The following is a 23,395-nucleotide window of genomic DNA, read 5'->3' as shown; positions in this document are numbered from 1 at the left end:
GAGTGCAGCGCGCCGGGTCTACTCGACCGAGCGTTTCGTCCACACCGAGCCGGACGGCAATGTGGAGGTCCCTGCCGCACCGATGATGAGCAGGCATTTCATGTCGATACTCGCGGGATCCAGCTTCTCGAGGGTGGTGACCTCGAGCGACTCACCCGGCCTGCCCACGTCCCGCCCGATCACGACGACGGTGTCGCCGGGCCGATGCTGCAGGAGAAGCGATCGGGCATCGGCGACCTGCGTCGTCCGCGACCGGGACGCGGGATTGTAGATCCCCAGCACGAGATCGGCTTCTGCAATTGTGGTGAGCCGCTTCTCGATCACGCTCCACGGCTTGAGCCGATCCGACAGGCTCATGACTGCGAAATCCCCGCCGATGGGTGCCCCTGCGCGGGCTGCGACGGCCTGCACCGCCGACACTCCCGGCAGCACACGGATCGGCACGGACGAGTACTTCTGATCCTGCGCGGCCTCGAACACCGCCGACGCCATCCCGAACACGCCGGCGTCACCACCGGACACGACAGCGACCTTCTCGCCGGCCAATGCCAGGTCGAGTGCGAATCTGGCGCGATCGACCTCGACGGTGTTCCCACTCGAATGTCGCTGCAGGCCGGGGCGAACCGGAACCCGATCGACGTAGGGACCGTATCCGACGACATGATCGACCGATGCGAGCGCCGCGGACGCCTCCGGTGTGAGCCATCTGTCGTCGGCGGGACCGAGTCCGATCACCAGCAATTCATGTGTCTCGACCGGAATTTCGGTCTCGGGCGTGACGGGGCGGGATCGGTCGATCACTCCCCGGTTCCGAGGAGCCTTGTCTCCGGCGGTGAGGATCACAGAAAAGTACGGAACCGTATCGGGATCCACATCTGCGGCTGCGACGATGCGTTGCCCGTCCATGGTTGCCCGCTCGACGTACACGGCATCGTCGAGTCGTCCGGACTGTTCCAGTGCGCTTCGCACCGATTCGAAGGTGCGGCCCAGTTTCATGATGACCGCGCCGTCGGTATCGGCCAGTCGCCTCGCCAATTCGGGCTCGGGAAGGGTACCCGGGAGGACGGTGAGTACATCCGTGCGCCGCACGAGCGGCTCGGCGGATGCGGCCGCCGCGGCCGAGAACGACGTGACACCGGGAATCACCTCGGCCGCATAATGCTTCGAAAGTCGGTCGTGGAGGTACATGTACGACCCGTAGAACAACGGGTCGCCTTCGCACAGCACGACGACGGTGCGATCGGCGTCGAGGTGGGTGGCAAGACGCGCAGCGCACTCGTCGTAGAAATCGGCGATCGCCCCGTCGTATCCGCCGGGGTGGTCGGTGGTGCCGACGGTGACGGGATACACCAGCTTTTCCTCGATCACGCCGTCCGGGATCAGTCCGGCCGCGATGCCGCGCGCGATCGACCGGCCATGCGTGCCCGAGTGGTAGGCGATGACGTCGGCCTCCGCGATCAGGCGAGCGGCCTTGCGGGTGATGAGTTCCGGGTCGCCGGGTCCGAGCCCGACCCCGTAGATCCTGCCGGTCATTCCGTCTCCTGAGCCAGTGCGTTGAGCGCCGACGACGCCATCGCCGATCCACCCCGACGGCCCCGCACCACGAGGTGCGGGATCCGCAGATCATGTTCGATCAGGGCCTCTTTGGATTCGGCGGCGCCGATGAACCCCACCGGCACGCCGATGATCGCCGCGGGTCGCGGTGCGCCGGCATCGAGCATCTCCAGAAGGTGGAACAGTGCGGTGGGCGCGTTACCGATCGCGACGACCGATCCCTCCAGCCGCTCCGTCCACAGCGACACGGCCGCAGCCGAGCGCGTGGTGTTCCACTGCTGGGCCAGGCCCGGTACGCGAGGATCGCCGAGCAGGCACAGCACCTCGTTGTCGGCGGGCAGTCGCTTGCGGGTGACGCCCGCCGCAACCATGTTCGCGTCGGCGAGAATCGGGGCGCCCGCGTTCAGGGCCGTGCGGGCCGCGGACACCAGATCGGGATGGATCACCAGATCGTTCGTCAGGTCGGTCTGGCCGCTCGCATGGATCATCCGCACCGCGACCTTCTCAGCGTCGCCCGGAATCGCGGCAAGATCGGATTCGGCTCGGATCGTCGCGAACGAACGGACGTAGATTTCAGCGCCGTCCGTTTCGTACTCGTAGCGGCGGGGTGGTGGCTGCAGGGTCACGTCGAGCTCCTGTGTGACGTCGAACGGCTGGCGAAAACAAGGTTGTGCGGGGAATGAGGTGCACCGCAGGCGCGTTCGCAACCGACGATATGGAGGCGATCTGCTGCAGTGCCGGAAGCGACGGTGCGACGGGCCAGAGCCCGGGTATCACCTCGGGCGAGGCTACACCCGGGCGATCCGGTGCACGCGGTGACCCTGGGCCACGCGGAGTCGTCCGATACGACGAAGCCCGCAGCGGACAACGCGGAGATATCGGCCCCCTGGGGCAGGACCACGCCGCGCCACGGGGTGATGATCACGCCGTCGTCGGGCAGGGCCGAGGCCATGCCCGGGGTAAGGATTCCGAGCGGGACCAGCGCGGATACCGCGTTTTCGAGCACTCCGTACGGCATCGCATACGGTGGAAGCTCGGGCGCGGGGTTCAGGCCGCCGAGTTCGGTGCCATGCCCGGGAAGTTGCCGCACGTGCCAGAGCGTTCCGCGCATCCGCACGAACCGGAGAGCCAGGCCGATCAGAGTATCGACGACCTGCGACGATGCCACCGTCGGACCGTTCATCTCACCGATCACAATTCTCATGGTCCCGGCGTCCACAGCGACGGCCGCAAGATCACAGCGGAGTCCGGCGACATCGCCACGGCCGTCGTCGAGGCCGAACAGGAACCGGCCGGGCAGCTCGGCGAGCGCCGGCTCCGCGCACAGTGCGGTATCGAGCGCACCGATCAGCGGCCTGATGTCGGCGACCCCACCGGCGAGCCCCGACAGCGGTGATGCGACCACGTTGCGTACCCGCTCGTGCGACGCCGACGGCAGTAGCCCGGCGGCGACGATCGCGTCGGTGAGACCGGCGGCGACGTTGCCGTGCTCGTCGACAGAGATGCCCCTGACCTGCAGGTTCCCCCGGGATGTCAGGTGCACATCACCGTCGGCGAACATCTGTGACGCGGCCGAGAGCCGCCCGAGCGCGCGGCCGGGCGGACGGCCGCCCGGCGCGCGCAGTCGCACCAGCGCGCCGTCGGCGGCGTGGTGCGGCCGCAGCAATCCGGGACAGCGATCGGGCGGAAGTTCGGGCGAGACATGCTCCACGGAGGCACATGCTTGCACATCCCTGGAAAATGGTGCGCTACGCTGGCGACGTCGTGGTTACGGGAAGCCGGTGCGAAACCGGCGCGGCCCTCGCCACTGTGAGCGGGTAGTTGTTCGCCCTCGTCCGTACCGGCCTGCCGGAACGGAGACCACTGGACGAAAGTCCGGGAAGGTCGGCGCAGCAGCGATGATCCGTCAGCCAGGAGACCGGCCACGGCATGAGTAGTCCACGAGGGTTTTGGAGACTGAACATGGCCGTGTGCCTTGGGTTTTGCGGTGCGTCGTGACGCGCCTCGCTCTGTTGTCGACGTCGGACACCGACCTGCTGTCGGCCCGCTCGAGCGGTGCCGACTGGGCTGTGGGGAACCCATCGCGTCTCGATGTGACCACCGATCTGAGCGGATTGCTCGAGGGCGCAGGCCTGGTGATAGTCCGGATCCTCGGCTCTGCGAGGTCTTGGCAGGACGGGCTCGACGCCGTCCGTGCCCGCGGCGTCCCCGTCGTCGTGCTGGGCGGTGAGCAGACGCCCGACGCCGAGCTCATGAGCTACTCGACGGTGCCGATCGGCACCGCGGCAGAAGCACACCGCTACCTCGCCCACGGCGGTCCCGCGAACCTCGCCCAACTCCATGCGTTCCTGTCGGACACGGTGCTGCTCGGAGGTGACGGTTTCGAGCCGCCCGCCGAACTGCCCGAATGGGGTGTACTGGACCGGCCTGCCCCGGCCGACAGGTCGCTGCCCCGGGTGGGCGTGCTGTTCTACCGAGCCCACCACACCAGCGGAAACGTGCAGTTCGCACACGATCTGGCCGACGCGATCGACGCGACCGGTAAGGCTCAGGGCGTGGTCGTGCACTGCGCCTCGCTGCGTGGGGCTTCCGACGACCTGCTCGCTGAACTCGGCAGCCTCGACGCACTCGTCGTCACGGTGCTCGCCGCCGGTGGCACCAAGCCCGCCACGGTGAGCGCAGGCGGCGAGGACGAGGCCTGGGATGTGGGAGCCCTTGCCGCGCTCGATATTCCGATTCTGCAGGCGCTGTGCCTGACGTGGAGCCGCGACAGCTGGGCAGACTCCGACGACGGCGTGTCCCCGCTCGACTCCGCGACCCAGATCGCGGTTCCCGAATTCGACGGCCGCATCATCACGGTGCCGTTCTCGTTCAAAGAACTCGACTCAGACGGCCTGCCCCGCTACGTCACCGATCCGGAACGCTGCCGTCGCGTGGCAGGCATTGCGGTCGCGCACGCCCGGTTGCGGCATGTCCCGCCCGCCGACCGGCGCATCGCGATCATGCTGTCGGCCTATCCCACCAAGCATTCACGCGTCGGCAACGCCGTCGGTCTCGACACCCCCGTGTCGGCGATCAAGATGCTGCGAGCACTGCGCGACCTCGGATACGACCTCGGCGCCGGTTTCCCCGGGATGGATGTCGACGACGACACAGAAGCCGGAAACACCCTGATCCACGCGCTGATCGATGCAGGTGGTCAGGACGAGGAATGGCTCACAGCCGACCAGCTGGCCGGTAACCCGGTGCGAGTGAACACATCCGAGTACCTGGAGTGGACGAAGGACCTGCCCGTCGAGCTCACCGACGCGATGACCGAGGCATGGGGGCCGGCGCCCGGCTCGTTGTTCGTCGACGGGGACGCGATCGTCCTGGCCACGTTGCAGGCGGGCAATGTCGTCCTCATGATCCAGCCGCCGCGTGGATTCGGTGAGAATCCCGTTGCGATCTACCACGATCCAGACATGGCTCCGTCGCACCATTACCTCGCCGCATACCGATGGGTCGAGCAGGGTTTCGGTGCCGACGCCGTCGTCCATCTCGGGAAGCACGGCTCGATGGAGTGGTTGCCCGGAAAGAATGCCGGGATGTCGGCGTCGTGCGCGACCGACGCTGCCATCGGGAACCTGCCGCTGATCTACCCGTTCCTGGTCAACGACCCCGGTGAGGGCGCGCAGGCCAAGCGCCGCGCACACGCGACGATCGTCGACCACCTGATTCCCCCGATGGCCCGCGCGGAGTCGTACGGCGACATCGCGCGGCTCGAACAGCTACTCGACGAGTACTCCAACATCGCGGCGATGGACCCCGCAAAGCTGCCCGCGATCCGCGCGCAGATCTGGACGCTGATCCAGGCCGCGAAACTGGACCACGACCTCGGACTCGACGACCGGCCGCACGACGCCGAGTTCGACGATTTCCTGCTGCATGTCGACGGCTGGTTGTGCGAGGTCAAGGATGCTCAGATCCGCGACGGCCTGCACGTGCTCGGTGCCGCCCCCGAAGGTGACGCACGCGTCAACCTGGTGCTGTCGATCCTGCGCGCCGCCCAGGTCTGGGGCGGCAAGAGTCACGCAGTGCCCGGGCTGCGGACAGCGCTCGGACTGAAGACCGATGCGCCGCTGACCGAGGTCGATGCGATCGAAACCCAGGCTCGCGCGCTCGTGCAGGCGATGGAAGACGGCGGCTGGAGTGTCGATACCGCCCCGACCACAGTCGAATCGGTACTCGGCCACGCCGACAGTGAGGTGTCGCGGGTGCTGGCCTTCGCAGCCGAACAGGTGGTGCCGCGTCTCGCGCAGACCACCGACGAACTCGATGCCGTCCTGCATGCCCTCGACGGCGGGTACGTTCCCGCTGGTCCGTCGGGTTCGCCGTTGCGCGGCCTCGTCAACGTGCTGCCCACCGGCCGCAACTTCTACACCGTCGACCCCAAAGCCGTGCCGAGCCGACTCGCCTACGACACGGGCGTCGCGCTCGCGAACGCACTGATCGAGCGGTATCTCGCCGACACCGGTGAGTACCCGCAGTCGGTGGGTTTGTCGGTGTGGGGCACCTCCGCGATGCGCACCGCCGGCGACGACATCGCCGAGGTGCTCGCCCTCATCGGTGTCCGCCCCGAATGGGACCCGGAATCCCGTCGCGTCCGTGAACTCACCATCGTGCCGCTCGAGGAACTCGGCCGACCGCGCATCGACGTCACCGTGCGTATCTCCGGATTCTTCCGCGATGCGTTCCCGCACGTGATCGGCATGCTCGACGACGCGATCCGCATGATCGCGGCTCTCGACGAACCCGACGAGATGAACTACGTGCGTGCCCACGCGCAGCGCGACGAGGCCGAACACGGCGACGCCGAGCGAGCCGTGCGCCGCATCTTCGGATCCAAGCCGGGTTCGTACGGTGCCGGAATCCTCCAGCTCATCGACTCCGGAAACTGGCGCACCGACGCCGACCTCGCCGAGGTGTACACCGCGTGGGGCGGATTCGCATACGGACGTGACCTGCACGGCATCGCCGCGGCCGACGACATGCGCGCCAATTACCGCCGGATCGCGGTGGCCGCGAAGAACACCGACACGCGCGAGCACGATATCGCAGACTCCGACGACTATTTCCAGTACCACGGCGGCATGGTCGCCACGGTGCGCGCACTCACGGGCACCGATCCCAAGGCGTACATCGGTGATTCGACGATCCCCGACACCGTGCGCACCCGCTCGCTCAGCGAGGAGACCGCACGCGTGTTCCGCGCGCGTGTCGTCAACCCGCGCTGGATTTCCGCGATGCGCAGGCACGGCTACAAGGGCGCATTCGAACTCGCCGCCACCGTCGATTACCTGTTCGGCTACGACGCCACCGCAGGGGTCGTCGAGGACTGGATGTACGAGTCGCTGGCGCAGAACTATGCGCTCGACTCGGAGAACCAGCAGTTTCTGCGTGAGGCCAACCCGTGGGCATTGCGCGGGATCGTCGAACGGCTCACCGAGGCGGCCGATCGCGGACTGTGGGCAGAGCCGGATCCGGAGACCCTGAAGGCGCTGCAACAGGCGTACCTCGACGTCGAAGGTGATCTCGAGGACCGCGGATGAGGTTGCGACTGATCGGGATCGGGCCGGGAGGTCCGGACGATCTCACAGTCGCGGCCGTCAAGGCACTCGAGAGTGTCGACGTGTTCCTCGTCGCCGACAAGCAGCGCGGTGTGGACGACCTCGTGTCGGTGCGTGAACAGATCCTGCGCCGACACACCACCGGTCGGTACCGCACGATCGTGGTGCCGGACCCGCCACGCGACCGGGCGCCGGAGCAGTACGGGACGGAGGTACGCGACTGGCATGCGGCCCGCGCCGAGGCGTACGAGGCGGTGCTGAACGCAGAGATCCGTGACGAGGAGACAGTCGGATTTCTGGTGTGGGGCGATCCGAGCCTGTACGACAGCACTATTCGCGTCGTCGAGCGGATCCGTGATCGCGGTGTGCTCGACATCGACTACGACGTCGTGCCCGGTGTGAGCAGCATTCAACTGCTCGCTGCCCGGCATCGTTTGGTGTTCAACAGAATCGGTGGCCCGATCACGATCACCACCGGTCGGCGCCTCGGTGAGGAGGTCGCATCGGGAGCGGACAATCTCATCGTCATGCTCGACGGGCAGCTCGCCTGCCGGGAACTCGACGGCGCTTGGGACATCTGGTGGGGCGCGAACCTCGGAACGGTAGACGAGGAACTCGTCGCGGGACGTCTGCATGACGTGCTCGACGCCATCGACGTAGCCCGGGTGCGATCCAGGTCCGCGCGAGGTTGGGTGATGGACACCTATCTGTTGCGCCGGGCGCGATGAGCCGCGCTCGTTGAGCCGCGCAGAGATGACGGAGGTCAGTGCGAGCGGATCAGCGTCGGCCGTGGGCGGGGGTCGGTGGGCGACTTGCTGAGCGCGATCGGTAACCACTGCGAAGTCAGCGCGACCATCGACACCCACGCGATCACCATCCCGACCCCAGGAGCGTGCGGGCCGTCGACGATCATTCCCGTTTGCGACCAGTAGCCGAAGAGTCCGAAGAAGGAGCCGAGACCGCAGCCGAGCGTCGCTGCAACCGCGAACCTCCAGCTGCGCCGGGCCAGTGCTATCGACGACACGAGCACCCCGAACACCGCCGCGAGCGTCACGAACATCCGCAGCGGCATGGAGACGGGGGCGCCGCCACCGAACCAGTCGGCGAGCGCCGTCCACGACCACTGCGTCGACGTCAACGGCAGCAGTAGCCCGATGGTCAACAGCGCCATGAACCCGGCAAGCACCCAGCGCCGCTTCCCCGCATCGAACTCCCCGGCGATCCGCTTCTCGATCCGCGCGAAGTCGCTCCGGTACGCCGACAGGTTCTCACTCACGGGCACGCCTCCTCCTTCGACCACACCAGAGGCCATTATGGCCGTCCGTGCACGATCCGGTACAAGGTGTCGCTTACCAGGGTAAACCCGGAACCAGTAGAGGCGTCAGTCCTCGTCGGTGTCGGTCGCGGGGCCCGAGGGAGTCGCGCCGCCTATCAGAAGTTCGGTGCCGACGCTCCCCTCGGCCGTCCGGGTCGACCGGCCGAGGGGAACGTCGCATCCGTTTGACGGACCCACTGCGTGCCGCCGCAGGGTCCGCTGAACTACGGACTGCTCTCCGCTTTCGCGGCCCGCGCGGAGTTCACAGGTTCATGCGCCGGATCCTGATGTGGACTGCCGAGAGCAGCGGGCTCGTCCGTATGCATCTCGCCGACCTCCGACTTGAGGATCCGCAGCGACCTGCCCAGACCGCGGGCGGCCTCGGGCAGCTTCTTGGACCCGAACAGAACCAGCAGGACCACCGCGACGATCGCCCAGTGCGCCGGGCTCATCGCACCCATCAGCCGATTGCCTCGTCCGTGGGATACACCGCATCGACCTCGACCTCGACGAGCCAGCCCGGCACGGGGAGACTGCCGACCTCGAGTGCGAACCGGCTCGGGCGGGCCTCGTTTCGCTCGAGCGGCGCTGCGGGTTCGGCGGTACCGAGCGGGACGAGTTCGGTGTCGCCGGTCTCGAGGTTCGTGTTGGCGAAGAACTGGCGGTAGGCGCGGTTCCAGCCGGCGTAGTCGGCCCGATCGGAACCGGGCGCGTTGTCGAGGAACACTCGCATGGTCGTGACGTCGGCAAGAGTCAGACCTTGCGATTCGAGGTTGGCTCGAATGTTCTCGAGCACATTGATGCCCTGCGCCTCGGTCAACGTGACGCCGTCCGGCAATGCTCCGCCGCTGAACTGCGAGGGGATATATGACTCCGGGCTACCCTGTGGCGCAGCCGAGTTCGACGCGGACGGGCCGAGACCGCTGGACTTGTAGATGGTCGCCCCGGCGCTGATCGTCACGCCCTCGGCAATCATCGGGTTCGCCTCGCCCGGTGGGATCACGGCCTGAGCGGCCACGGTGGGCTCGTCGGGCGCGGCATGGTCATCGCTCCCGGACGAGCAGGCGGTCAGTACGACCGCAGTAGTTGCCAGGCTCGCGGCCAGTGTTGCAGTGCGAAAAGTGTTTCGCTTCATGATGTCTCCTGAATGTGTGTGGTGGCTAGGTCGCTGCGACGCGCTGGTGCAGCGCGGTGACGACGTCGCGGGCGGAAGTGAACGCGCCGTGCTGCCATGCGATCGCGTTCGAGAGGTGGTCGCCTGCAAAATAAATCCGGTCGACAGGCTCGAGTAGCAGCTCGTACTCGGGGGTGGCGCTGTCACTGTGCCCGTAGCTCGAGCCCTTCCAGCTCACCCAGGCGCCTTCGGAATACTTCATCCGGCGCCAGCTTCCCGAGAACGAGGAGGCGATGTCGCGGCCGTACTTGTCGCCGTGAATCGCCATGCCCTCGGTGACCGCCTTCGCCAGACGCTGTTCGTGAGTGAGGGATTCGAAGGCGAGGTGCCGTCTGCCGCTGGTGTAGTACCCGACGACGACACCGCGGTCCGAGCCGTAGTGGTCGTACGGGAACATGATCTGGTTGATGTCCTTGTCGGTGTTCGATGCCCCGCCGTAGATGCGGTCCTCGGTTTCCCACCAGCGGCGGGTGTACTCGATTCCGAGTTTGCCGCCGGAGACGGGGACGGCAGCGGTCAGCGCGTTCAGGACATCGGCGGGTAGGTTGTTGTCGAGGCGCCCGATCAGGTTCGGCGGGACCGTGCAGATGCAGTAGTCGGCGGTGATCGACTTGCGCGAGCCGTCCTGCGTGTAGGCCACGGTGACACCGTCGGGGACGTTCTTCATCGACGTAACCTCGGCACCGAACTGGATCTTGTCGGTGCCGATCTTTTCCTGGAAGGCGTAATAGATGCGGTCCATGCCGCCGACCGGTGTCATCATGATCGTGGCCTGGTCGTAGCCGAACTCGAAGCTGATGTTGCGGCCGAGTCCCGAGCGGATGACGTCGGGCATCGCGAACGGCTCGGTCCGGGTGCCGAAATCGAGGCCGGCACCGGGTTCGTCGGAGAACCCGCGGCGCGACGAGCCGATGTAGCGTCCGTCGCTGGACAGGTCACCGAAATCGCTGAGGAACTCTGACAGTGCGTCCTTGTCGTCGGGGGACAACAGGTCGTCCAGAGCGCCCCTCGACGTCGCCTTGTGTAGCAGCTCCGACATATAGCCGAAGGTGTCGGCTTTCGCAGCACGGTACTGGACCGACTGCCCCGATAGCGGGGTGTTGCTCTGATAGTTGACGAGCGTGTTTGCGTTCTGGTTGCCGAACGGCTGGATCTCCACGCCGAGTTCGTGGCAGTAGTCGAGGGTGATGTGATTCTGAGGGATGCGTGTGGCACCGAGGTTGTAGTAGTGCCCATCGGCGAACGTGCAGGTCTGGCGCTCCCCGCCGATCTCGGTTTCCGTGGTGCCGCCGCGCACCGAATAGACACGCCCGCCCGGCCGGGTGCGGGCCTCGAGGACTGTGACGGCGTAGCCTGCCTTGCCGAGTTCGTAGGCCGCGCACAGGCCCGCGGGTCCGCCGCCGAGCACGACCACGGACTGCGAGCCGGGTGCCTTCCCGATGAGGTCGCCCATCGTGGGGGCTTGAAACCGGCTGGGGGCGCCCACCGCCGGCGCGAGACCTAGTGTGGACATCGCCCCGTAGGCCAGTCCGACGCCGCCGGTCATGCTCAGGCCTCGCATGAATGATCTTCTGGTGACGCTCACTTCGTGTCTCCCATCGCCCTGTCGTTGTCGGCACCAATCGTGGAACGGGTGTGATTCCGGATCGATACGGCGACGCAACGGTTACGCGGCGGCGAGTGGGAAACGATCGGACGACGTCTTCTCACTCGGATCGGCGACACATGACTCACGCCCGAAACACTCGGGAAACATAGCGTGGCTAGGTTCTGCGAGGCCGGCGTCGAGTCCACTGAGGAGCGGGAGGTGTCATGGCAGAGACATCTGCATTGGCGGATGCCATCGCGCGGTCGTTCGCGTGTCAGGAACCGCGGCGTGCCGCGGTGTCGCCCCTCCATGCGCTCGGTCGCAGACAGCTGTCGGGCTGGGAGGTTCTCGCTCAATCCGTTGCCACCACAGCGCCGGCAGCCTCCATGGTGCTGCTGCCCGTCACCATGCTGAACCACAGGGCATCAGCGACGAACACACCCGCATCGGCCTCGACGTCGGGTCTGATCGCGATCGTCACAGCTGCGGTATTCGTCACGATGATCGCCTGGTGCACCACGCAGTTCACTCGGAGGATGGTCGCGTCCGGTGGGCTCTACGCATTCGTCGCGAAGGGGCTCGGTGCACGTGCTGCCCTGGTCACCGGCATCGCGATGGCAGTCAAGTATCTGGTCAGCGGTGCGTTGAGTCTGTATTCCGGTGGGCTGGCGGTGATCACCATCGCGGCATTGTGCGGGGTCGAGATCCGTGGCCCGGCGACCCTCACGGTGTACCTGGGGATCGCTGCGGCGATTCTTGTCGCGCTGGTACGTGGAGTTCGTTTCGCGGCACTCGCGATTCTCGTGATCGAGGTCTGCTCACTGGTGTTCATCATCGGGCTGATGATGGTGGCCGGTGGGGAATCGACTCCGGTGCAACCGCTTTCCGGTGGCGGTACCGGGATGTGGCTTCCCGTGGTCCTCGCTGCCCTGTTCGCCTTGGCCGGATTCGAGAGTGCGACGTTCATCGGCCCCGAAGCGCGTCGCCCGATGGTCACCGTCACCCGGACAGTGCTCGCCACCCCGATCATCTGCGGAACCTTGTTCGTCTTCGCAGGATGGGCAGCCTGGAGCGGACACGCCGACGCCGTGGTCGGGGCATACCTGCACGGCACATCGACCGGTGTGAGTCCGGTGGTTGTTGCGCTGCTGCATATCGGTATGTGCTGCTCGTGGCTTGCGTCCGCGATGGCCTCGTCGAATGCCGTATCGAGATTGCTGTATTCGATGGGCGTCGAAGGGGTACTGCCGAGGATCCTCGGGACTGTGCACAGCCGCCTGTGCACCCCGTATGCAGCGCTCGCCACTGCGGTGACGGTCCTCGCTATCGGCGCGTCGGTTCTTGCTGTCTTCGGTTCCAGACCGGACTGGATCAACGTCACGTTGCGCGTCGCACTCCTGATCGCCTACGTCCTGGTAGCTGCCTCGGCGGTAGCGTTTCTCGCCCGGATCCGGGAGTCGACGCCGGCGATCGCTCTGATGGGTGGCCTCGGAACCGCTACCGGTGTCGCGGTAATCGGATTCATCGTCGCCGGTCATGTACTGGACGGACGGTTCGCGGGACTCATCGCCGTCGTCGCTGTTCCGGTGATTGCTATGCTCTGGTACCGGTACCTGAGTCGTGCGCGCCCGGCGAGTCTCGCCGATGTCGGGATATTCGACAGCCCCGGTTCGGAGGACGTGCTTCCCGGTTCGGCAGCCTTCGCCGAGAATGCCCGCGGCGACATGGCGCTCGTCGGTGCCGACCATCCGGGTGCGGAGCAGCGATGAGCGTCGGCTCGGGTGGGCATGAGCCGCGATCCGTTCAACGTGCCCTCGCGATGCTCGAGGCCGTTGCCACACTGGGTACGGGCGCGTCGGCGCGGGACATCGCCAGACTCACCGGAACCCCGCCCGCGACCGCATACCGGCTCCTCAACCTCCTCGTGGCCGACGGGTATCTCGTGCGTGTGGAGGATCTGTCCGGTTTCGCGCTCGGCCGTCGGCTCCGCGAACTCGCCTCCGCCGCGCCCGATCCACTGCAGGACGTCGAAACGGGTCGTGTCGTCGAAGAGCTGCGGACCCGGACCCGGTACGGCATCTACCTCGCCTCCTACAGCGGTGGTCGAGTGCACCTGGTGGACCGCGACCCCGACCACGAACTGTCCGGCGAATCGACGTGGACCACGCACCTGCATGCGTCGGCGATCGGCAAGTTGCTTCTGGCGCAGCGGCCCGAACTGATCGGGACCGGCCGACTGCGCCGAGTCACCGAGCGCACCAAGATCGAGCCGTCGGAGCTGATGGCGGAGCTGCGGGGCGTTCAGGACTCGGATGCTGCCCACGAGGTCGATGAGAGTCGTATCGGGCGGACCGCACTGGCCGTGCCCGTGCGCTCGAGCGACGGACGGCTCACCGGAGCGCTGGCCGCCACTGGACGCACCGGAAGGCTCGACGTGAATGATCCGACCGTCTGGGAGCTGTTGCGGTCGTACGCCTCGCTGCTTCGGGGGTCGCGAGCCGTCCTCTGATCACGAGCGGACCGAGGTGGACGAGGCATCCATGCGCTCGGAGGTCGAGGCCGGTCTTGTACTGTTCGAACCGACGTAGGGAACACCGGTGTGAATCCGGGGCTGTCCCGCAACTGTCACCGAGGAGCTGCCCTCCAACGCATGGTCACGGCCCACACGGGCTGGAAGGCCGGGGGAAAGCATCGATCCGGGAGCCAGGACACCTGTGTCGGCCGAAGAGGTACCACGAGGATGGACATGATCGATTCAATATTTTCCGCCCGCAAGGGGCGGCGCACGATGCTGCGCGCAGGTATCGCCCTTGTCGCAGTAGCGATGACAGTTGCAGGCTGCTCGTCGAGCGATACCGGCTCCGACGCCGCCGATCAGCAGGAGACCCGCGCCGCGTCGGGGTCGACGAACTACCCGCTGACCATCGAGAACTGTGGCCGCGAGGTCACGGTCGACGCCCCGCCGCAGCGTGCCGTATCGCTCAACCAGGGGTCGACGGAGATCCTGTTGTCGCTCGGCCTGGCCGAGCGCATGGTCGGCACCGCGACGTGGACCGATCCGGTGCGCGAGAACCTCGCGGCCGAGAACGAGCGGGTCCCGCGCCTGGCCGACAACAATCCGTCGTTCGAGGTCGTGCTCGATACCGAACCCGACTTCGTGTCGGCATCGTTCGGCGGCACCCTAGGCGAAGGCGGCGTCGCGACCGCGGAGCAGTTCGAGCAGCTCGGGGTGCCGTCCTACCTCTCGCCCACCGACTGCGACGGCAAGGACGACAACAGCGTCAACTCCGACGGCAACCGCACCGAGCCGCTGACGATGGACGCGGTGTACAAGGAGGTTCGCGAACTCGCCGCGATCTTCGACGTCACCGAGCGCGGTGAAGAGTTCGTCGCCGAGCTCCGGCAGCGGTACGAGACGGCCGCGGGTGAGATCGACGCCTCCGGGGTGTCTCTCGCGTACTGGTTCGCCGACACGGCCACCCCGTATGTCGCGGGGTGCTGCGGTTCGTCGGGCATCATCACCAACTCCGTCGGTGCGAAGAACGTCTTCGACGACACCACGAACGAGTGGCCGCAGGTGAGCTGGGAGTCGGTCCTCGATCGGGATCCCACTGCCCTCGTACTCGGAGACCTGAGCCGGCGCAGCATTGCGGGTGACGCGCTGGACAGCAAGATCGAATTCCTCGAAACGAATCCGGTGACCCAGCGTCTGACGGCCGTGCAGAACCAGCGGTACATCGTCGTCAACGGTGCCGACATGAACCCGTCGATCCGCACGATCGACGGAATCGAGAAGGTCGCCGCCGCATTGCGCCAGTGGAATCTCGCGGGCTGATGGTGTCGGCGACGAAGGATCGGTCGCCTACCGAGCGTGGCCCGGTCGCAGCAGTCGTCGTCGCGATCGGACTGGTCGTACTGGCGCTTTCGATCGCTGTGACGGTCACGATCGGCCCGGCCGAACTGTCCGTGCCGGACGTCTACGCCGTCATCTTCGACCGGTTGGGGCTCGCTGAGAGTTCGGTCAGCGCGATCCGTGAGGGGATCGTCTGGGAGCTGAGGCTGCCGCGGACCCTGCTGGCCGCGGTGTGCGGCGCCGGTCTCGCGGTGTGCGGGGTGATCATGCAGTCGCTCTTGCGCAACCCGCTGGCCGATCCGTTCGTTCTGGGGATCTCGTCGGGTGCCTCGACGGGAGCCGTGATGATTGCGGTGCTGGGTATCGGGGGCGGCGCAGTGTCGCTGTCGGGCGGCGCATTCCTGGGTGCGCTCGCGTCGTTCGCGCTCGTGTTGCTGCTCGCCACCGGCGCAGGTGGCGGTACCTCACGTGTGGTTCTCGCAGGAGTTGCGGGAACCCAACTGTTCTCGGCATTGACGTCGTTCATCGTGATCTCCTCCGCTGACGCGGAGCGGACACGTGGTGTGCTGTTCTGGCTCCTGGGATCGCTGTCGGGCGCCACGTGGAGCGATGTGGTGCTCTGCGGCGCGGTGTGCGCGCTCGGTATCTTCGTGTGCCTGATCAAAGCATCCTCCCTGGACGCATTCACGTTCGGTTCGTCGACCGCTGCGACGCTCGGCGTCTCGGTGGGCCGTACCCGTCTGATGTTCCTGATGGTGACCGCTCTGATCACGGCCGTGCTGGTGAGTGCCGCGGGTGCGATCGGGTTCGTCGGTCTCGTCCTTCCACACGCAGCACGATTCCTGGTGGGCCCCCGGCACAGTCATCTCGTGCCCGTCACCGCGGTGGTGGGCGCGGTGTTCATGGTGTGGGTGGACGCGGTGGCCCGCACTGTGTTTGCGCCGCAGGAGGTTCCGGTGGGTGTGGTGACCGCTTTGATCGGCGTCCCGGCTTTCGCGCTGATCCTGTTCCGTACGAGGAGTACGCCGTGACACTCTCTGCGCAGTCGCTGCGGTGGAGCCGCGGCGGAAACCTCGTCATCGACGACGTGACGATCGACCCGGTGCCGGGGGAGACCATCGGGCTGCTCGGGCCGAACGGATCAGGAAAATCGTCGCTGTTGCGCCTGCTTGCCGGCATCGATCGTCCCGACGACGGGACGGTGACTCTCGACGGAACCGATATCGGGAGCCTAGGTCGGCGACGACTGGCGCGCCGCGTAGCGATGGTCGGGCAGCATGCGCACACCGAGGTGGACATTCGGGTGCGAGATGTGGTGCGACTCGGTCGTATTCCCCACTCCGATGCGTTCGGGCGCGACGAAGGCGGACGCGCCGCTATCGACCGGGCGCTCGAAGTGACGGGGATGGTCGAGTTCGCCGGGCGGTTGTGGCGTTCGATGTCCGGTGGTGAACGTCAGCGAGCGCAGATCGCTCGGGCCCTCGCGCAGGAACCTGAAGAGCTGTTGCTGGACGAGCCGACGAACCACCTCGATATTCAACATCAACTGGACATTCTCGAGCGTGTCGCGGCTCTTCCGGTGACCAGTTACGTGGCGTTGCACGATCTCAATCTCGCCGCGATGTTCTGCGATCGGGTGGTGGTGCTCTCGCGGGGAAGGATCGTCGCGCACGGCACACCGGTCGAGGCGCTCACCGCTGACCTGGTCGAGCGGGTGTACGGCGTTCATGCAACGGTCGAGGTCGATGACGGAGTTCCCGTGATCCGTTACCACAGGTTGCGCAGCCCGGCTGCCCGTGCGTGATTCTGGTAGTTCCGGATACCGAAATCACGCACGGGTCAGGGACTTACGTTCCCGTTCCGAGGTCCCACCCCAGATCCCGAACTGTTCGCTGCTGTCGATCGCGTACTGAAGACACTTGTCGACGACAGAGCAACCGGCGCAGATCCGCTTGGCGTGATGCTCACGGCGGAGTCGCTCGGCGGGCGATTCCGAGTCGGGTCCGAAGAAGGCCGAGGGACCGAAGAACCGGCAATCGGCCTGTGCCCACCAGTCCACATCCTGATCCAAGTGTCGCTCGTGCATCTCACCGGCGCTCGGTGGCGGAGTAGGGCACGAGGCCCGCGTTGTTCTCGTCGATCCGGATGGTGCGGCCCAGATGCGGGAATGCCCGCTGGGTGCACGACGGGCGGTCGCACACTTTACAACCCGCGCCGATGGGCACCGTGGTGTCGGGATCGTCGAGACGCAACCCTCGCGAGTAGACAAGTTTGTCGGCGTAGCCGATATCGCAGCCCAGACCGACTGCGAAATCCCTTTTGGCGGCGAGATAGCCGGGGGCGCCCTCATGGGTGGTGCGGGCGATCCACAGGTAGGTACGGCCATCGGGCATCTGCGACACCTGCGTCAGGATGCGTCCCGGCGACGTGAATGCATCGTGCACAACCCACAGCGGACAGCTGCCACCCACGCGGGAGAAATGGAAAGCGGTGGCGGACTGGCGTTTCGATATGTTACCGGCTCGATCGGTGCGGACGAAGAAGAACGGCACCCCGCGCTGCCCTGGCCGCTGCAGAGTCGACAACCGGTGACACACCGTTTCGAAACCCACCTCGAACTTCGCGCCGAGAAGGTCGATGTCGTACCGCATCGCCTCGGCGGAGCGCAGGAATTGGGTGTACGGCAGGATCAGTGCCCCGGCGAAGTAGTTGGCCAGGCCGACACGCGCAAGGGCACGTGAGCGTTCGGGCAAGCCCTCGGCGTCCGCGACGACTGCGTCGACAGTGCCGGCGTGCGCGATGAACGCGAGTTGTGTCGCCAGCTGGAATGCGCGCTGTCCTGGTGTCAGGCGTCGCGCGAGGGTCAGAATCTTCGCAACCGGATCGTAGCTGCGTTTCGGACCGATACGGTCGGGTTCGTCGGTGCGGATGACCACGGTGATGCCGTGCTCGTCGTGCAGCAGACCGCTCAACTGCAGATCGAGCCCGCCGACTGTCAGTCCCCGGCTGGTGAACAGTTCCTCGGCGGCATCGTCGAGTTCGGCGATGTGGTTGCGGCGGTCGTAGAAGAAGTCGCGGACCTCCTCGTAGGGTGTCGTGGCGGACTGGTCGGCGACGGCGCCCGGATCACCAGGGGCGAGTTGTTCGAGCTGTTCGGTGACGCCGCGCAGTCTCCTGTAGAGGCCGACGAGTGCCCGCGCGGCGAAAGGATTCCGCGACAGCAATTCGTCGATCTCCGACAGTGAGACATCCGCGGCCTCGGGACTTTCCGCGAGTACATCCTGTAGATCGGCGAGTAGTCGCGCGTCGGTGTCGGCAGCGAAGAACGCCATGTCCAGATCGAACATCGAATTCAGGCGTAGAAGTACCGGCACCGTGAGTGGACGGTGGTCGTTCTCCAGTTGGTTGACGTAGCTCGTCGACAGTCCGAGCGTGTGCGCAAGCGCGGTCTGCGTCAGGCCGCGCTCCTCTCGCAGGCGGCGTAGCCGCGCACCGGCGTACATCTTCTGCATGGCTGTGAATCTAACATTTCCAACATTCGCAAGATTTACAAATTTGCTCGATGTGTTCCGCAAAAATAGGCATATGCAAGGGATTTCCAACTTGGCGAAGCCTGCGTAGCGTGCAAATCGAAGCGTCGACGTTCGGAGGATCCAGTGAAGACACATCTCGTACGCACCCATCGGTCGGCGGAAGAATTTCCGAAGGAAGAGCACCTCGCCTGGCGGATCGCGGAGGTTGCGACCGACCCGGTCGAGGTCCCGGACGACACCGCAGACATGATCGTGAACCGCATCATCGACAACGCCGCAGTCGCGGCGGCGTCGCTGACCCGCCGCTCCGTGTCCAATGCTCGGGCACAGGCCCGGACCCACCCGTATACACCGGGCTCGACGGTCTTCGGCATCGGCGGCACTTACTCACCGGAGTGGGCAGCGTGGGCGAACGGGGTCGCGGTGCGCGAACTCGACTTCCACGACACCTTCCTCGCCGCCGAGTACTCGCATCCGGGCGACAACATCCCGCCGATCCTCGCCGTGGCCCAGCACGCCGGACGCAGCGGTGCCGAGCTGATCCGGGGCCTCGCCACCGGCTACGAGATCCAGGTCGACCTGGTTCGCTCGATCTGCCTGCACGAACACAAGATCGACCACGTTGCGCATCTCGGACCGTCCGCCGCAGCCGGTATCGGCACGCTCCTCGGACTCGACAGCGAGACCGTGTACCAGGCCGTCGGGCAGGCTCTGCACACGACGACGGCCACGCGACAGTCCCGCAAAGGCGAGATCTCCAGCTGGAAGGCCTACGCTCCCGCTTTCGCTGGCAAGATGGCGGTCGAGGCCGTCGATCGCGCTCTGCGCGGCGAGGGCGCGCCGTCGCCGATCTGGGAGGGTGAGGACGGCGTGATCGCGTGGCTGCTCGGTGGCCCGAAGGCCGAGTACCACGTTCCGCTGCCCGCGCCGGGGGAGGCCAAGCGCGCAATTCTCGAGACCTACACCAAGGAGCACTCGGCCGAGTACCAGAGTCAGGCTCCGATCGACCTGGCCCGTCGCATGCGAGAGCGCATCGGCGACCTCGAGCAGATCGAGTCGATCGTGCTGCACACCAGCCATCACACGCATGTCGTGATCGGTACCGGCTCGAACGACCCGCAGAAGTTCGATCCGCAGGCCTCGCGTGAAACCCTCGACCACTCGGTCATGTACATCTTCGCGGTCGCGTTGCAGGACGGCGTGTGGCATCACGAGCGCTCCTACGCACCCGAGCGTGCGCAGCGTCCCGACACGATCGCGCTCTGGAACAAGATCTCCACCGCAGAGGATCCGGAGTGGACGCGCCGCTACCACTCCACCGACCCGGCGGAGAAGGCATTCGGTGCCCGCGCCGAGGTCACACTGAAGAACGGCGATGTCATCGTCGACGAACTCGCCATCGCCGACGCTCACCCGCTCGGTGCGCGCCCGTTCGCCCGCACCCAATACATCGAGAAGTTCCGGATCCTCGCCGAGGGCGTTGTCGCGACAGCAGAGCAGGAGCGCTTCCTCGGGGCAGCCCAGCGTGTCGCGGAACTGAAGGCCGGCGAGCTGAACCAACTCACGTTCACCGTGTCCGACGACGTGCTGGCGCGTGCACCGAAGCTGCCGAAGGGCCTGTTCTGATGACGGGTCTGATCGCTGCCTCCACAACGCCCGCGGACAAGCGTATTGCTTTCCGGAAAGGCCTCGAATCGGGCAGCATCACGCGTCTGCCCGGCGCTATCAACCCGCTCACGGCCAAACTCGTCCAGGAGATCGGGTTCGAGGGCGTCTACATCTCCGGTGGCGCCTTCTCGGCCGCACTGGCGCTTCCCGATATCGGGCTGACCACCCTCACCGAGGTCGCCGCACACAGCGCCCAGATCGCCCGCGTGACCGATCTGCCGGTACTCGTCGATGCCGACACCGGCTTCGGTGAGCCGATGAGCGCGGCCCGTACCATCACCGTTCTCGAAGACGCGGGGGTCGCCGGACTGCACCTCGAGGATCAGGTCAATCCCAAGCGATGCGGGCACCTCGACGGCAAGGCCATCATCGGCACCGACGAGATGGTGCGCCGCCTGCGTGCTGCGGTGGCGGCTCGTCGCGACCCGAACTTCGTGATCTGCGCCCGCACCGACGCCGCAGGCATCGAAGGAATCGATTCTGCGATCGACCGTGCGAAGGCGTACGCCGATGCCGGTGCAGATCTCATCTTCACCGAGGCACTGCACACCGCGGTGGACTTCGAGAAGTTCCGCGCCGCAGTGGATGTGCCGTTGCTGGCGAACATGACCGAGTTCGGCAAGTCGCAGCTGATCCCCGCGCAAGTTCTGGAGAAGGTCGGCTACAACGCGGTGATCTACCCGGTGACCACACTGCGGTTGGCCATGGGTGCCATCGAGAAGGGACTGCGGGTCATCCATGAGGAGGGAACGCAGGAGACCCTGCTCGACGAGATGCAGACACGCTCGCGGTTGTACGAGGTACTCGAGTACGAGCGCTACAACGAATTTGATTCCGGGATATTCAATTTCACCCTCGACAGGAGTCAGTGATGACAGACACCGCTGTTCCGACGATCTACAAGGGTTTGGCCGGCGTCGTCGTCGACACCACCGCGATCTCCAAGGTGGTGCCCGAGACGAACTCCCTGACGTACCGCGGCTACACCGTGCAGGATCTGGCCGCTCACTGCAGTTTCGAGCAGGTGGCGTACCTACTGTGGAACGGTGAGTTGCCGACCGATGCGGAACTGACGTTGTTCATGCAGCGCGAACGTTCCGAACGTCGGGCCGATCGTTCGCTGCTCGCGCTCGTCGCGAAGCTGCCGGAGAGTTGCCACCCGATGGATGTGGTGCGGACCGCGATCAGCTATCTCGGTGCCGAGGATCCGGCGGAGGCCGACAGCACTCCCGCCGCGAATCGCGCCAAGTCGCTGCGCATGATGGCGGTTCTGCCGACGATCGTGGCAGCGGACCATCGCCGTCGCCGCGGTCTCGACCCGGTCCGGCCGCACCATTCTCTGAGCTTCGCCGAGAACTTCCTGAACATGTGCTTCGGAGCGGTGCCGGACCCCGAGATCGTCAAGGCGTTCGAGGTGTCGCTGATCCTGTACGCGGAGCACAGTTTCAACGCATCCACATTCGCAGCGCGCGTGGTGACCTCGACGATGTCGGATATCTACAGTGCCGTGACCGCGGCGATCGGTGCACTCAAGGGTCCGCTGCACGGCGGCGCCAATGAGGCCGTCATGCACGACATGCTCGAGATCGACGAACCGGCACGTGCCGAAGAATGGATGCGCGGCAAGCTCGCTCGCAAGGACAAGGTGATGGGCTTCGGCCACCGCGTCTACAAGAGCGGTGATTCGCGCGTTCCGACGATGCGGCAGGCATTCCGCGACGTTGCTGCCCACACCGACGGCGACAAGTGGGTGCGCATGTACGACATCCTCGAGAAGACGATGGCCGACGCCACCGGAATCAAGCCGAACCTCGACTTCCCCACGGGCCCTGCATATTATCTCATGGGATTCGACATCGAGGTGTTCACGCCGATCTTCGTGATGAGCCGTATCACCGGCTGGACGGCACACATTATCGAGCAGAGCGAATCCAATGCGCTGATCCGTCCGCTCAGCGAATACACGGGTGTTCCACAACGATCCGTCGTGGCCTGACACCCACCACAGCGGCGCCGCGGGCTGTTTCCGTCACCGTCTCCTGTCCCGGGGCGCGCTTGTGAAGTGGCCCCCACCGATGATCCGGTGGGGGCCACTTCGGGTCATTCCGGAGGTTGCCACACCGACGTGCGTGTCATGCCCGCCACGCGTCCCTTGCCGGAGATGACCAATGCCATCTTGCGGGAGGCCTCGTCGATCATCTCGTCGCCGAGCATCGCTGCGCCGCGGGATCCGCCTGCTTCCGAAGTGCACCATTCGTACGCGTCCAGGATGTTCTCGGCGTGATCGTAGTCGGCCTGATCGGGGCTGAAGGTCTCGTTGATCACGTCGGCCTGGGTGGGGTGGAGCACCCATTTGCCGTCGAATCCGAGTGCAGCCGCGCGTCCGGCGACGCGTCCGAGTCCGTCGAGGTCCTTGATAGCGAGGTAGGGGCCGTCGATGGCCTGCTTTCCGTGGGCGCGCGCGGCCATGAGGATCGACATGAGGATGTGGTGGTAGGCGTCGCCCACGTCGTATCCGGGCGGCTGCTCGCCTACTACGAGCGACTTCATGTGAATCGACGCCATGAAGTCGGCGGGGCCGAAGATGAGCGTTTCGATTCGCGGGCTTGCCTGGGCGATGGCGTCCAAAGCGATGAGTCCCGAAGCGGTTTCGATCTGTACTTCGATTCCGATCCTGCCGACCTCGAGCCCGACCGACTTCTCGATCTGGGTCAGGAGCATGTCGAGGGCGCGCACTTGCGCGGCGTCCTGCACTTTGGGGAGCATGATGCAGTCCAGATTCGCGCCTGCGCCTTCGACCACGTCTACGACGTCGCGGTAGGTCCAGGGCGTTGTCCAGTCGTTGACGCGCACCGTCCGGATCTTGTCGCCGAATCCGCCGGCTTCGAGCGATTCGACGATGATCTTGCGGCCTGCGGCCTTGGCGTTCGGTGCGCACGCGTCCTCGAGGTCGAGGAACAGTGCATCCACGGGCAGCCCGCGGGCCTTGTCGATCATCTTGGGATTCGATCCGGGTACTGCGAGGGTGCTGCGCCTCGGGCGGATGGTGCGGGTGCTCATGGGACACCTTTCATATATTCAGACTGTACTGATGTATCTGA

At 66.0% G+C, this 23,395-nt stretch carries 20 protein-coding genes and 2 riboswitches; of the genes, 10 read left to right on the top strand and 10 right to left on the bottom strand.

Translation table 11 applies throughout. The annotated features are described in order from the left end of the window. Positions 1-18 precede the first annotated feature (18 nt). From HCA61_RS04735 to HCA61_RS04725, 3 genes are read right to left on the bottom strand one after another with little or no spacing between them, the layout of a single operon-like run. Positions 19-1,533, bottom strand: coding sequence for a precorrin-2 C(20)-methyltransferase (locus HCA61_RS04735; protein WP_169687029.1), 1,515 nt, complete (start codon positions 1,531-1,533; stop codon positions 19-21). Then, on the bottom strand, positions 1,530-2,180 hold the full coding sequence (locus HCA61_RS04730) for a precorrin-8X methylmutase (RefSeq protein ID WP_169687028.1): 651 nt from the start codon (positions 2,178-2,180) through the stop codon (positions 1,530-1,532). The genes HCA61_RS04735 and HCA61_RS04730 overlap by 4 nt, the downstream gene beginning before the upstream one ends. After that, positions 2,177-3,265, bottom strand: coding sequence for a cobalamin biosynthesis protein CobG (locus HCA61_RS04725; protein WP_247273176.1), 1,089 nt, complete (start codon positions 3,263-3,265; stop codon positions 2,177-2,179). Before HCA61_RS04725 ends, HCA61_RS04730 begins: the two co-directional genes overlap by 4 nt. 13 nt (positions 3,266-3,278) lie before the next feature. Further along, a riboswitch (cobalamin riboswitch) is annotated at positions 3,279-3,496 on the top strand. 52 nt (positions 3,497-3,548) lie between these two features. Between HCA61_RS04725 and cobN the strand changes: the two genes are divergently transcribed. Then, positions 3,549-7,145, top strand: coding sequence for a cobaltochelatase subunit CobN (cobN, locus tag HCA61_RS04720; RefSeq protein WP_169687027.1), 3,597 nt, complete (start codon positions 3,549-3,551; stop codon positions 7,143-7,145). Then, on the top strand, positions 7,142-7,891 hold the full coding sequence (gene cobF / locus HCA61_RS04715; RefSeq protein ID WP_169687026.1) for a precorrin-6A synthase (deacetylating): 750 nt from the start codon (positions 7,142-7,144) through the stop codon (positions 7,889-7,891). The genes cobN and cobF overlap by 4 nt, the downstream gene beginning before the upstream one ends. A 35-nt stretch (positions 7,892-7,926) precedes the next feature. Here the strand turns inward: cobF and HCA61_RS04710 are convergent, their stop codons facing one another. From HCA61_RS04710 to HCA61_RS04695, 4 genes are all read right to left on the bottom strand, one after another. Then, positions 7,927-8,439 carry a hypothetical protein gene (locus HCA61_RS04710; RefSeq protein ID WP_169687025.1) on the bottom strand — a complete coding sequence of 171 codons (513 nt, stop codon included), beginning with the start codon at positions 8,437-8,439 and terminating at the stop codon, positions 7,927-7,929. A gap of 263 nt (positions 8,440-8,702) precedes the next feature. After that, positions 8,703-8,939: a Sec-independent protein translocase subunit TatA gene (gene tatA, locus HCA61_RS04705; protein ID WP_240958953.1), complete on the bottom strand. Its 237-nt coding sequence runs from the start codon at positions 8,937-8,939 to the stop codon at positions 8,703-8,705. After that, positions 8,939-9,613, bottom strand: a complete 675-nt coding sequence (locus HCA61_RS04700; protein ID WP_169687024.1) for a Rid family hydrolase — start codon at positions 9,611-9,613, stop codon at positions 8,939-8,941. Before HCA61_RS04700 ends, tatA begins: the two co-directional genes overlap by 1 nt. Positions 9,614-9,638: 25 nt before the next feature. Next, on the bottom strand, positions 9,639-11,213 hold the full coding sequence (locus HCA61_RS04695) for an FAD-dependent oxidoreductase (RefSeq protein WP_169687437.1): 1,575 nt from the start codon (positions 11,211-11,213) through the stop codon (positions 9,639-9,641). Positions 11,214-11,464: 251 nt separating this feature from the next. Here HCA61_RS04695 and HCA61_RS04690 point away from each other — a divergent pair, with 251 nt between their 5' ends. From HCA61_RS04690 to HCA61_RS04670, 5 genes are all read left to right on the top strand, one after another. Beyond that, positions 11,465-13,009 (top strand): APC family permease, encoded by a 1,545-nt coding sequence (locus HCA61_RS04690; protein WP_169687023.1) that lies wholly within the window; start codon positions 11,465-11,467, stop codon positions 13,007-13,009. Next, positions 13,006-13,749 carry a helix-turn-helix domain-containing protein gene (locus tag HCA61_RS04685; protein WP_169687022.1) on the top strand — a complete coding sequence of 248 codons (744 nt, stop codon included), beginning with the start codon at positions 13,006-13,008 and terminating at the stop codon, positions 13,747-13,749. Before HCA61_RS04690 ends, HCA61_RS04685 begins: the two co-directional genes overlap by 4 nt. Positions 13,750-13,783: 34 nt before the next feature. Next, a riboswitch (cobalamin riboswitch) is annotated at positions 13,784-13,977 on the top strand. Positions 13,978-14,028: 51 nt separating this feature from the next. Continuing rightward, positions 14,029-15,075 carry an ABC transporter substrate-binding protein gene (locus HCA61_RS04680; protein ID WP_169687435.1) on the top strand — a complete coding sequence of 349 codons (1,047 nt, stop codon included), beginning with the start codon at positions 14,029-14,031 and terminating at the stop codon, positions 15,073-15,075. Then, positions 15,075-16,124 carry an iron chelate uptake ABC transporter family permease subunit gene (locus tag HCA61_RS04675; RefSeq protein ID WP_169687436.1) on the top strand — a complete coding sequence of 350 codons (1,050 nt, stop codon included), beginning with the start codon at positions 15,075-15,077 and terminating at the stop codon, positions 16,122-16,124. The genes HCA61_RS04680 and HCA61_RS04675 overlap by 1 nt, the downstream gene beginning before the upstream one ends. After that, the gene (locus HCA61_RS04670; RefSeq protein ID WP_169687021.1) at positions 16,121-16,897 is read left to right on the top strand and encodes an ABC transporter ATP-binding protein; all 777 of its coding nucleotides are present in this window, start codon (positions 16,121-16,123) and stop codon (positions 16,895-16,897) included. The genes HCA61_RS04675 and HCA61_RS04670 overlap by 4 nt, the downstream gene beginning before the upstream one ends. Positions 16,898-16,921: 24 nt before the next feature. On the opposite strand, the gene HCA61_RS04665 is transcribed toward HCA61_RS04670, so the two are convergent. Both HCA61_RS04665 and HCA61_RS04660 read right to left on the bottom strand, forming a co-directional pair. Further along, entirely contained in the window at positions 16,922-17,152 is a 231-nt protein-coding gene (locus HCA61_RS04665; RefSeq protein ID WP_346777486.1) for a WhiB family transcriptional regulator, read from the bottom strand. Between the two features lie 28 nt (positions 17,153-17,180). Then, positions 17,181-18,605 (bottom strand): short-chain fatty acyl-CoA regulator family protein, encoded by a 1,425-nt coding sequence (locus HCA61_RS04660; protein ID WP_169687019.1) that lies wholly within the window; start codon positions 18,603-18,605, stop codon positions 17,181-17,183. 144 nt (positions 18,606-18,749) lie between these two features. On the opposite strand from HCA61_RS04660, the gene prpD reads away from it, so the two are divergent. The 3 genes from prpD to HCA61_RS04645 are packed head-to-tail and all read left to right on the top strand — an operon-like array spanning position 18,750 to position 22,290. After that, on the top strand, positions 18,750-20,252 hold the full coding sequence (prpD, locus tag HCA61_RS04655) for a 2-methylcitrate dehydratase PrpD (protein ID WP_169687018.1): 1,503 nt from the start codon (positions 18,750-18,752) through the stop codon (positions 20,250-20,252). Then, positions 20,252-21,166 (top strand): methylisocitrate lyase, encoded by a 915-nt coding sequence (prpB, locus tag HCA61_RS04650; RefSeq protein WP_169687017.1) that lies wholly within the window; start codon positions 20,252-20,254, stop codon positions 21,164-21,166. Before prpD ends, prpB begins: the two co-directional genes overlap by 1 nt. Continuing rightward, positions 21,166-22,290 carry a bifunctional 2-methylcitrate synthase/citrate synthase gene (locus tag HCA61_RS04645; RefSeq protein WP_169687016.1) on the top strand — a complete coding sequence of 375 codons (1,125 nt, stop codon included), beginning with the start codon at positions 21,166-21,168 and terminating at the stop codon, positions 22,288-22,290. The genes prpB and HCA61_RS04645 overlap by 1 nt, the downstream gene beginning before the upstream one ends. 104 nt (positions 22,291-22,394) lie before the next feature. Here HCA61_RS04645 and HCA61_RS04640 read toward each other — a convergent pair whose 3' ends face one another. Continuing rightward, the gene (locus tag HCA61_RS04640) at positions 22,395-23,354 is read right to left on the bottom strand and encodes a CoA ester lyase (RefSeq protein ID WP_169687015.1); all 960 of its coding nucleotides are present in this window, start codon (positions 23,352-23,354) and stop codon (positions 22,395-22,397) included. Positions 23,355-23,395 lie beyond the last annotated feature (41 nt).

This window comes from Rhodococcus sp. HNM0563, from assembly GCF_012726195.1.
In the GTDB taxonomy this organism is placed as follows: Bacteria; Actinomycetota; Actinomycetes; order Mycobacteriales; family Mycobacteriaceae; genus Rhodococcus.
Note: the sequence above shows the minus strand (reverse complement) of the source record. Positions and strands in the feature narration are given on the sequence as shown.